An 8,920-nucleotide genomic window follows, 5' to 3' on the forward strand; every position below is an offset into this window, starting at 1 on the left:
CGACACCGCCACCTGACAATTATCCTGCTTGCTGAGCTGCCCGCAATATTGCCGTGCAACTCCAACCGAATGCCTCCCTTGCTTGGGAAATCCGGTATCGTCGATGATCCAGGCTTCGATTGGGCCCCGGCGTTCAATCGCCGGCAGGACCATCTCACGTACCTTGCCCAGCACCTTCTCATCCGACCAGGCACCGCTACCGACGAAATGCAGCAGCGATTGATGCTGGGCGGCCGTCCGTTCTGGAGCTGTCACCGCCGCCATCGGCTCCACGCTCTTGCGACCGCCACAGGCAATCAAGCCGACGCAATAGTCGCGCAGCGGCGCCTTCCGATCAGCATGACCGATGACACTGGCAAGCCCTTCCAAACCACCGCAAATCGCTTCTCGCTCGTCTTGGTGCCACGCCCGCTCATGTCGGCCTCGTCGGCTAATGGTCCATGCTTCAACCATCGCTGATTCTGGCCGGCTAGAGCCTGCGGTTTTGTGACTCAGTCAGACTAGCCCTATCTGATGTGATAGCTGCTCAAGCGACATAGCCCGTGGTTTAATTCGTCTAACTAGGGGACAGATCGAATAAGTTCACTTGGGCGCATCTACGGTTAAGCACAGCGGCGACTTCCCTTCCCCCGTAATGAAACGTTCGATGAGGAGAAAAGGCATGGGTAACGTCGCCGCCGAGGAGTGGAAGACTCGCTGCGATCTGGCTGCGGCCTACCGCCTAATCGCCCATTTCGGCATGGACGACCTGATCTTCACTCATCTATCGGCGCGCCTGCCTGGCAAGGAACACCATTTCCTCATTAATCCGTACGGCATGATGTTCGATGAAATCACGGCTTCAAGCCTCGTCGTCGTTGACCTCGAGACGCATGTCCTCGAGGAGGAAGATGAGTCTGAGATAAATACTGCTGGCTTCACGATCCATTCAGCGGTCTACATGCGTCGTGATGACGCCCGGTGCGTCATGCACACGCATACCGTGGCTGGCATGGCGGTGGCCGCGCAGGAGCAGGGGCTGCTGCCGTTGAGTCAAAAGTCGATGAGCCACTACAGGGGTGTTGCCTATCATGACTATGAAGGCCTCGCGCTCAATCTCGACGAACGTGAACGGCTGGTGCGTGATCTCGGCGACAGCGATGTGATGATCCTGAAAAATCATGGTCTGCTCACGGTTGGACGAACCGTTTCCGAAGCGTTCCTCAATATGTACCAACTGGAGAAAGCGTGCCGCGTTCAGATTTCGGCTACGCAAGGTGGGCAAAAGATTACTTTACCGTCCGAAGATGTCGCCGCTTACACTGCGTCGCAGTACAAGCATAATCACTACAATCAGGATCAGCGTCCCTGGGCGGCGCTCAAACGCCGGCTCGATCGCATCAGCCCTGGCTACGCGACCTGATGGTCCGCCATGCACGGCTAAGGTTGAGCGCCGAGCCAACGCGGCAAGCTTCACGCTCGTCACCGGCCAGCTGCCGGTTGGCCAACGGCATGGCGTGATTGCCGAGCGGGTGACTAACTGACGACCTCCCAGCAATCCGAGCGCGAGATAATCGAACACTATTTGCGGGGCACTTCTAGCTCAACCGCCGCGCCCTGAATCGAGAAGCGACCGTGAGTCTTGCCTGCGTCGTTGATTTTGACAGTTGGAATGCCCCAAGCGGGTACGCAGCATCCGGACATTCTCGCCCTTGAAGGCGCTGGCACGAGCCGCGACGAAGCCTTGCTGATTGAGTATTGCCGCGATCTCGCGTCCATTTTGTGTTCAGCATTCAACTCGGCGATGCGCTGCCGCAACAGATCGATGTTGATGTAATTGCGGCAAGTGTGGACGCGCCGTTGCACGTGATGCTCGCTGGTTGCGCCGGTCTGCCAGACGATCTCGAGCCGAGACCTGACCGCGGGTCCGCTTCTGATCAAGAACGATTGCGTGGATGACAAATCGAAGAATGCGCTTGCGATCGGCTGCCGAAGTGGTGCCGCGTTTTAATCCGCGGCAGGTTCTCTCCGAGCGCTTGTAGCCCAGCGCGCTCCGCCGGACCAATCAGAAGCGGCTCTTACGCGCGCCAACGCGCATGCTGCTGCTCGATTGCCTTGAAGATATGTAGCTTTTCTTCCCAAGCCAGCTCAACTGAGCGCGCCACAAGACGATTCTCGGGCTCCACGATGTCATACTGACGCCGAGCGCTCGGCCTCGTAGCGGGCGCGCTCCACGCGGAGCGCCCATTGGAGCTCGAGCTGACGGCTCTCCCGCTTCAGTTGGTCCTTCGCGATCTCAATCTGATCCGGCACCAAGGCGTCGAGGACCACCCGCTCGATCAAGGCGCCAACGGCCAAGGCCGGGACCTCATGGCACAGAACGCTGCCTTGCTGGTCCGACCGGCAGCGCGACGACAATGTAGGCGGGACCGCGCCCCGACCGCTCCTTCAGCACCTCAGGGCGGTGCCCAAATCGGAAATGATGCGGGTCAGTGATCGTGACGTGAGACAGGACCCGCTCAAGAATAGGGGTAGTCTGTCGTGTTCGGCGCCCCCCCCGACTTGCGCGTGGCCTGCTTGACGGAAAAGGCGAAGCTGCGGATCGTCTACCGCGGGGAGCATGAGGACGTTGTCGAGCGACATCTTGCCCGGATGCGCGATGCCGGTGCCATGATGGTCGGGCCCCCCCTCGGCACACTTAACTGCCGTGCTGGCCACCGACATTTCTTGCTGCGTGGCTTTGACAAGGTACGCGGCAAGTGGAGGCTGATAGCGTTGAGCTATAACGTCACCCTGCTATTGAGCTTATTCCGCATTCAGGGGTTGATCGCAGGCCTGGCCAGGTAGTTGCGAGGTCTGGCGCGATTCCAGATCGAGAGAGTGCTGCTGCCGTACACGAAGACAAGCTGTCCGGCAAGGACTGCTCTGGCTGCCCTAAATCGACGTATCCTGTCAGGCTTTGCGAGACGTTCTTGCCCAGTCTCCTGGGCGTTGCCCACATGCTCACCGCAACAGAAACAGAAACAAAAGAGGTTCAAGCTGCGATTTCAGATTGGCCTTGGGCTCGTCCAATACCGGAGAACATACCGGCCGGAACGCCTCGCACCCGGGCGAGATGAATCGGAAAGGTGGCGAAATCGTCCCGGGATCCCCGGACGACTTCAAATTGGTACATCCGGGCGACATGATCGGAATCCGATGCGCTTGAACCGGAAGAGAAGATCTGCTGCATAGATCTAGGGTCGCAGCATCCAAAGCGCACCGACCCATAATGGTCCAGAGCACGCTGCAAACCTCTGGCGTGATCGCCATCGTTGTGTGCCGCGCCAACGTAGTCGATCCGTTGCGAATGCGTCGCTGCCGCGTCAATGCACTGTTCTTAAAAGCAGCGAAGGATAATCATTTTGCTTGAAACAAGCACAGAGCCGGGTGTTGCGCTCATACCGAGTGGGCCCCAGCGTTCTGACCGAACTTTGACATGCGCTTGTCGTATCCGGGACAATAGGTGACTTCGCTGTCGTTGTCCGGGTGAGGGATTTCCTTCGGCAAAATGAACGGCCTGACGCCCACTCTTGGTGATTGGCACGCTGCTTGCTCAGAAGGCTCGCGGCGAGCGTCAAGCCCGTATCGCAGTTTGAATGGCCGCAGCTGAATGGCTTGGTCTGGCGAAGGAACCTCAACTTTGGAGAACACCTACCATGAGTGGAACGGCCTTAATCAACAATCTCATTCCGACTGCCGACGTCGTCAAACGTGCAGCGCGCATCGGCGCTGAAATCCGGAACATAAAATTGTCGGGCGAATTGCCGCACCAGACCATTGCTGCAATCAACAGCGTGCTGCTCGAGCACAAAGTCATCTTCTTCCGCGACCAGGGTCATCTCGATGACGCGGGCCAGGAGCGCTTTGCTCTTCGTTTAGGAAAGCTAATGCCGCCGATGGGCCCTGTCACGAACGGAACGACGTCGGTCCGCAAAGTTGATTCCACCGGCGCCTTTTACCGGGCCGACGCGTGGCACACCGATTTGGCCTTCTTCGATGCCTATCCCAAGATTACGATGCTACGAGGTGTTGTGATCCCGGCATTCGGCGGCGATACGGTCTGGTCAAACACCGCGGCCGCTTATCTCGACCTCCCGCCGCAGCTGCAACACCTTGCCGACGAGCTCTGGGCCGTTCACAGCAATGCCTTCGACTCGGCCGTAATCGCACGCATCAGCGAGGCCGATAAGAAGTATTGGGACGAGGTCATGACCAGAACGATCTATGAGACCGAGCATCCCGTGGTGCGTGTTCTCCCCGAGACCGGTGAGCGCGCGCTGGTGCTCGGCAACTACGTGCAGCATTTTGTCGGGATCGAGAAATATGACGGCCAAAGGTTGTTCGATCTGTTCCAATCTCACGTCACTGCACCTGAAAACACCGTGCGCTGGAACTGGAAGGAGGGTGATGTCGCGATCTGGGACAACCGTGCCACGCAACACTATGGGGTCAATGATTACGGCGAACAGCGTCGCGTCGCTTGTCGCGTGACCATTGAGGGAGAGGTACCCGTAAGCGTCCATGGCCAGTGCAGCGTAACGCGCGTAAAAGCCACCAGACAATCGCCCGAGAATGTCGCCTAGCGCGTTAGCAAGCGTCTCTGAGATCCGGCTGGTATAGACTCTGTTCTGCTCTTAGCCGCGTGGTCGCTGCTTGCCCTACCTGGTCACCTACGCTGGTCGCGTGTCGGTTATTCTCGTCGATCGGCGTCGACTCCTTAGATCAGGCCGAGGTTCGCCGATGGTGCCGCCCTCGACAGCGAGGATGCGCTTGCGGCGAACCTCACCGGCGCTCAAGAAGTACCGGGCGAACTCTGACTTGTACCCAATGCCCGACTCAAGTGGCCCCTCAAGAACGTCGAGAAAGCTCGACGCGGGATGAATGAACGAAGCCTTCTCAGGCGGTTTGAACCGCCCCGGGTTTGCCGGAGGCCATTTGGTTTAAGTTATGCCGCCATGGCCGATTGGCCCAGCATGGCGTAGTAGCGTTGCTCGGCTTCGGCCGGCGGGATGTTTCCGACGGGCTCCAGGAGCCGTCGGTTGTTGAACCAATCGACCCATTCGAGCGTGGCGAACTCGACGGCCTCGAAGCTGCGCCATGGCCCGCGCCGATGGATCACCTCGGCCTTGTAGAGACCGTTGATGGTTTCGGCGAGAGCGTTGTCGTAAGAATCTCCGACACTACCGACAGAAGGCTCGACGCCAGCTTCAGCCAGGCGTTCGATGTACTTAATGGTAACCGGCATGAGGGCCTCACCTCGCAGTGACGAAGCTTGTCTGCGATACAGGCTGGCAAGAGCTGATCGGTGGAGGTGGCGCGATGGCAAATGCCATGCTTGATGCCAGGCAGGAAGGTGACTCTTATCGCCGCGTTGAGGTGATCACTGGGGAGCGCCGGCGGCGACGGTGGACGAGCGAGGAGAAGGCCCGGATCGCGGCAGAGAGCTTTGAGGAGGGGGCGAACATCTCCGAGGTGGCGCGGCGCAATGGCGTTTCCCGCGGACTGCTCACGGCGTGGCGACGCCAGGTAGCGGCGGCGCTGGCCGGCAAAGCCCAGAACTTCGTGCCTATCCAAATTGGCGCCGAGAGCGATGGCGGGAGGGTTGGCAAGTCCGAGTGTATTTCGCCGGTACAGACGAAGCCCGTGGAGATTGCCACGCCGCCGGCCAAGGTCTGTGGAGTGGTCGAGATCGAGGTGAACGGGGCGCGCATCCGGGTCGAGCCGGGGGTGGAACTGGCGACGCTTTCGGTGGTGCTATCGGCGCTTCGAGGGATCCGGTGATTGCTCTACGGTCAGACCTCAAGGTGGTGCTGGCGGCCCAGCCGGTCGACTTTCGTAAGTCGGTGCATACGCTGTCGGCGCGGTGAGCGAAGCACTGCGCGCGAACCCATATTGCGGCGACGTCTTCGTGTTCCGCAGCAAGCGCATGGACAGAGTGAAGCTTCTGGCGTGGGACGGCAGCGGCATGGTGTTGGTAACGAAGTGGTTGCACCAGGGGCGTTTCACCTGGTCGCCGATCCGCGACGGCGTTGTGCATCTCAGTGCGACGCAGCTAGCGATGCTACTCGACTCGACGGGCTCGAGTGGACGCGTGTGTCGCCCAAGCCTGTGAAGCAGCCGGCCATTGTCGGCTGAGAAGTGAGGATTTCACTGGAGCATGGGGCGCACGGATGTATCGTCTGGTCATGGCGATTCGCCCCGACACTCTCCCGACCGATCCGGCAGCTCTGACCGAGATGGGCTTGACGCTGAGAACGAGACGCTGCGCGTAGCAATGCAAACGTTCAAGGACATGATCTTCGGGAAGCGCTCGGAGCGGCTTGCCGCGCTCGTGGCCGAGCAGCTCGCGCTTGAGCTTGGCGATCTTGAGACCGACGTCACGCCGCCTGCAGCTGCCAACGACGATGCAGCTGCGGCAAAGCCGCCCGGCAAGCCACTGCGGAAGAAGGCGCGCCGCAACATCGGCGCGCTTCCAAAGCACCTGCCGCGCTGCGAGCATGTGCTGGAGCCGGAGGCGACCGCATGCCCGTGTTGCCAGGGCTAGCTTCACAAGATCGGCGAGGACGTCAGCGAGGTGCTGGACATCATCCCGGCGATCCTGCGGGTGCTGCGGACGGTCCGTCCCAAGTACGGCTGCCGCCGCTGCACCGATGGTGTGATCCAGGCGAAGGTGGTGCCGCGCCTGATCGAGAGCGGCATGGCTTCGACCGCACTCGTGAGCCACGTGGTAGTCTCGAAGTTCGCCTGGTATCTGCCGCTGTACCGACAAGTGCAAATTCTGGCCGGCCAGGGTGTCCATCTCGACCGGGCGACGCTCGCCGGCTGGGTGAAGCGTACGGCCTGGTGGCTCAGGAGCCTCTATGCGCTTCAGCTGCGCACGATCCAGGCCGCGCCGCGCCTGTTCTGCGACGAGACGCCGATGCCGGTGCTCGATCCCGGACGACATCGCCCGCGCATCTGCCAGTTCTGGGCGCATGCCATGGATGACCGGCCATGGGGCGGTCCCTCGCCGCCGGCGGTGGCCTACGTGTTCGCCGACGGCCGCGGCACGGCGGAGATCGCCGGACAATTGACGGGCTTTTCCGGCATTCTGCAGGTCGACGGTTATGCCGCCTACAAGGCGCTCGCCCGCGATCATGGCGGCGCGATCCAACTCGCCTTTTGTCTTGCCCACGCCCGCCGCAAATTCGTCGAGGTGTATAAGACGACCCAGTCGCCGTTCGCGCGCGAAGTGATCGAGCGCCTGCAGGCGGTCTATGCCATCGAAGCAGAGATCCGTGGCAGCAGTGCCGAGCAGCGGCTGGCCACCCGCGGCACCAGGTCCGCTCCATTGATGGAGGCGCTCAGGACGCGCCTGACCGCAATGGTCGGCCAGCTCTTCTCCCAATCGAAGCTGGCGGAGGCCATCAACTACGCACTCAATCACTGGGAGGGGTTGACGCTGTTTCTCCGCGACGGCCGTGTCGAGGTCGACAGCAACACAGTCGAGCGTTCCATGCGCCCGATTGCGATGGGAAGACGCAACTCATTGTTCAGCGGCAGCGAAGGCGGCGCCGAGAGCTGGGCGATCCTGGCGTCGCTCGTGAACACGGCAAAACTCCATGAGCTCGACCCGCAGGCCTACCTGACCGATGTGCTGGAGCGCATCGTGTCCGGGCGAACCAAGAGCCATCAGCTGCACGAGCTGCTCGCCTGGAACTGGAAGAAGGCGCGCCGGCACACACCGCAGGCCGCGGCATGAGCCCACGTCGCCATAAGGCAGCATCGTCGATGGCGTCAGCCGCGATGTCGCTTGCGGAGCTCGAGCGATGGCTCCAGGATCGCGTCGATCGCCATCCTGCCGCCACCAGCATTCCCATGCTCGACGGCTATACCGCTGCGATCGTGGCCGGACCGGTGTCGATGAGCCCGCTCGATTGGATCTGCCCGCTGCTCGCGATCGATGCCGACGCTTTCAACCATGGCGGCACGCCGGAGTTCGCCGCGATCTCCGCCGTCGCGCTGCGTCACAACGACATCAGCAACGCCCTCTCGACTGCCCCCGATCGGTTCGAGCCGATGCACCGGCGCGACCCCAGCGGCAACATCGATGCGCATCCTTGGTGCCAGGGTTTCTATGCCGCGATGCGGCTCAGACTGTCGGCGTGGGCGTCGCTGCTCGACGTCAACAACGTCAATCACGGCCTGCTGCTGCCCATCCTGCTGCATTGTCGCGACGATCAGGCCCGTCCGCTGCTCGGACCGCCACGAAACGGTCGCGAAGCCGAGGATTTCCTCCGTAACGCCTACCTCGATATCCCAACCGTCGTCGAGGCGCTGCGCCAGCACTGGATGCCCATCCGCTACGCACGCGACCGCTAATCATCGCGGACGTGGGAGCTCATACCGGTTACACTTAATGGATACGTATTGGCTGCCCCTGTCGCTGTGGTGCACGAGCCCGCCACGATGGACCGGCCGTCGATCATGTAGGGCCTGCTCCAGCGCATCGAGCACGAAGCTTGCATGCGCCGTGCGCGAGGCCCGCCAGCCCACGATCCTGCGAGCATAGGCGTCGATGACAAAGGCGACGTAGACGAAGCCGGTCCAGGTTGCGACATAGGTGAAGCCGGAGAGCCAAAGGACGTTCGGCCGTGGCGCCTTGAACCGGCGGTTGACGTGATCCAGCGGGCATGGCGCCGCCTTGTCGCTGATCGTTGTCTTGACGGACTTGCCGCGGATGACCCCTTGCAAACCCATGTCCCGCATCAGCCGCGACACCGTGGCAACGGGCAACATCGAAGCCTTCGCGCTTGAGCTGGCGCCAGACCTTGCGCACGCCGTAGACGGCGAAGTTCTGATCGAAGCCGCGCCGAACCTCGATCTTCAGCGCGGCGTCCTACCTGGCGCGCGTCGACCG

8 protein-coding genes and 4 pseudogenes are annotated in these 8,920 nt (G+C 61.3%); 7 read left to right on the forward strand and 5 right to left on the reverse strand.

The genetic code is table 11. The annotated features are described in order from the left end of the window. A partial coding sequence (locus H8B02_RS41695; protein ID WP_229171492.1) for a transposase occupies positions 1-453 on the reverse strand: 453 nt, incomplete at its 3' end. A 208-nt stretch (positions 454-661) separates the two neighbouring features. Here H8B02_RS41695 and H8B02_RS41700 point away from each other — a divergent pair. Next, positions 662-1,402, forward strand: a complete 741-nt coding sequence (locus H8B02_RS41700) for a class II aldolase/adducin family protein (protein ID WP_229171493.1) — start codon at positions 662-664, stop codon at positions 1,400-1,402. A 767-nt stretch (positions 1,403-2,169) separates the two neighbouring features. Here H8B02_RS41700 and H8B02_RS41705 read toward each other — a convergent pair. Continuing rightward, positions 2,170-2,337: a hypothetical protein gene (locus H8B02_RS41705; protein ID WP_229171494.1), complete on the reverse strand. Its 168-nt coding sequence runs from the start codon at positions 2,335-2,337 to the stop codon at positions 2,170-2,172. Between the two features lie 219 nt (positions 2,338-2,556). Here H8B02_RS41705 and H8B02_RS41710 point away from each other — a divergent pair, with 219 nt between their 5' ends. Next, on the forward strand, positions 2,557-2,826 hold the full coding sequence (locus H8B02_RS41710) for a hypothetical protein (protein ID WP_229171495.1): 270 nt from the start codon (positions 2,557-2,559) through the stop codon (positions 2,824-2,826). Positions 2,827-3,013: 187 nt separating this feature from the next. Here the strand turns inward: H8B02_RS41710 and H8B02_RS41715 are convergent, their stop codons facing one another. After that, positions 3,014-3,211 (reverse strand): hypothetical protein, encoded by a 198-nt coding sequence (locus H8B02_RS41715; RefSeq protein ID WP_229171496.1) that lies wholly within the window; start codon positions 3,209-3,211, stop codon positions 3,014-3,016. Positions 3,212-3,677: 466 nt separating this feature from the next. On the opposite strand from H8B02_RS41715, the gene H8B02_RS41720 reads away from it, so the two are divergent. Next, entirely contained in the window at positions 3,678-4,604 is a 927-nt protein-coding gene (locus H8B02_RS41720) for a TauD/TfdA dioxygenase family protein (RefSeq protein WP_229171497.1), read from the forward strand. Between the two features lie 362 nt (positions 4,605-4,966). On the opposite strand, the pseudogene H8B02_RS41725 reads toward H8B02_RS41720, so the two are convergent. After that, positions 4,967-5,260: pseudogene (locus H8B02_RS41725) on the reverse strand (integrase core domain-containing protein); the annotation flags it as partial. Between the two features lie 80 nt (positions 5,261-5,340). Here H8B02_RS41725 and tnpA point away from each other — a divergent pair. From tnpA to H8B02_RS41745, 4 genes and pseudogenes are all read left to right on the forward strand, one after another. After that, positions 5,341-5,802, forward strand: coding sequence for an IS66-like element accessory protein TnpA (gene tnpA, locus H8B02_RS41730; protein WP_229171498.1), 462 nt, complete (start codon positions 5,341-5,343; stop codon positions 5,800-5,802). Further along, positions 5,799-6,156 (forward strand): annotated as a pseudogene (tnpB, locus tag H8B02_RS41735) (IS66 family insertion sequence element accessory protein TnpB). The gene tnpA and the pseudogene tnpB overlap by 4 nt, the downstream one beginning before the upstream one ends. A 50-nt stretch (positions 6,157-6,206) precedes the next feature. After that, positions 6,207-7,762 (forward strand): annotated as a pseudogene (tnpC, locus tag H8B02_RS41740) (IS66 family transposase). A 29-nt stretch (positions 7,763-7,791) separates the two neighbouring features. Further along, positions 7,792-8,382, forward strand: a complete 591-nt coding sequence (locus tag H8B02_RS41745; protein ID WP_229171499.1) for a UPF0149 family protein — start codon at positions 7,792-7,794, stop codon at positions 8,380-8,382. Positions 8,383-8,415: 33 nt separating this feature from the next. Here H8B02_RS41745 and H8B02_RS41750 read toward each other — a convergent pair. Beyond that, positions 8,416-8,872, reverse strand: a pseudogene (locus tag H8B02_RS41750) (IS3 family transposase); the annotation flags it as partial. Positions 8,873-8,920 lie beyond the last annotated feature (48 nt).

The sequence above is a fragment of the Bradyrhizobium altum genome (genome assembly GCF_020889705.1).
Taxonomy (GTDB): Bacteria; Pseudomonadota; Alphaproteobacteria; order Rhizobiales; family Xanthobacteraceae; genus Bradyrhizobium; species Bradyrhizobium altum.

What these genes read in the sequence shown, in the direction of transcription:
- H8B02_RS41700 (WP_229171493.1), top strand. Translation starts at nt 662, where the DNA reads ATGGGTAACGTCGCCGCCGAGGAGTGGAAGACTCGCTGCGATCTGGCT.
- H8B02_RS41715 (WP_229171496.1), bottom strand. Translation starts at nt 3,211, where the DNA reads ATGCAGCAGATCTTCTCTTCCGGTTCAAGCGCATCGGATTCCGATCAT.
- H8B02_RS41720 (WP_229171497.1), top strand. Translation starts at nt 3,678, where the DNA reads ATGAGTGGAACGGCCTTAATCAACAATCTCATTCCGACTGCCGACGTC.
- tnpA (WP_229171498.1), top strand. Translation starts at nt 5,341, where the DNA reads ATGGCAAATGCCATGCTTGATGCCAGGCAGGAAGGTGACTCTTATCGC.
- H8B02_RS41745 (WP_229171499.1), top strand. Translation starts at nt 7,792, where the DNA reads ATGGCGTCAGCCGCGATGTCGCTTGCGGAGCTCGAGCGATGGCTCCAG.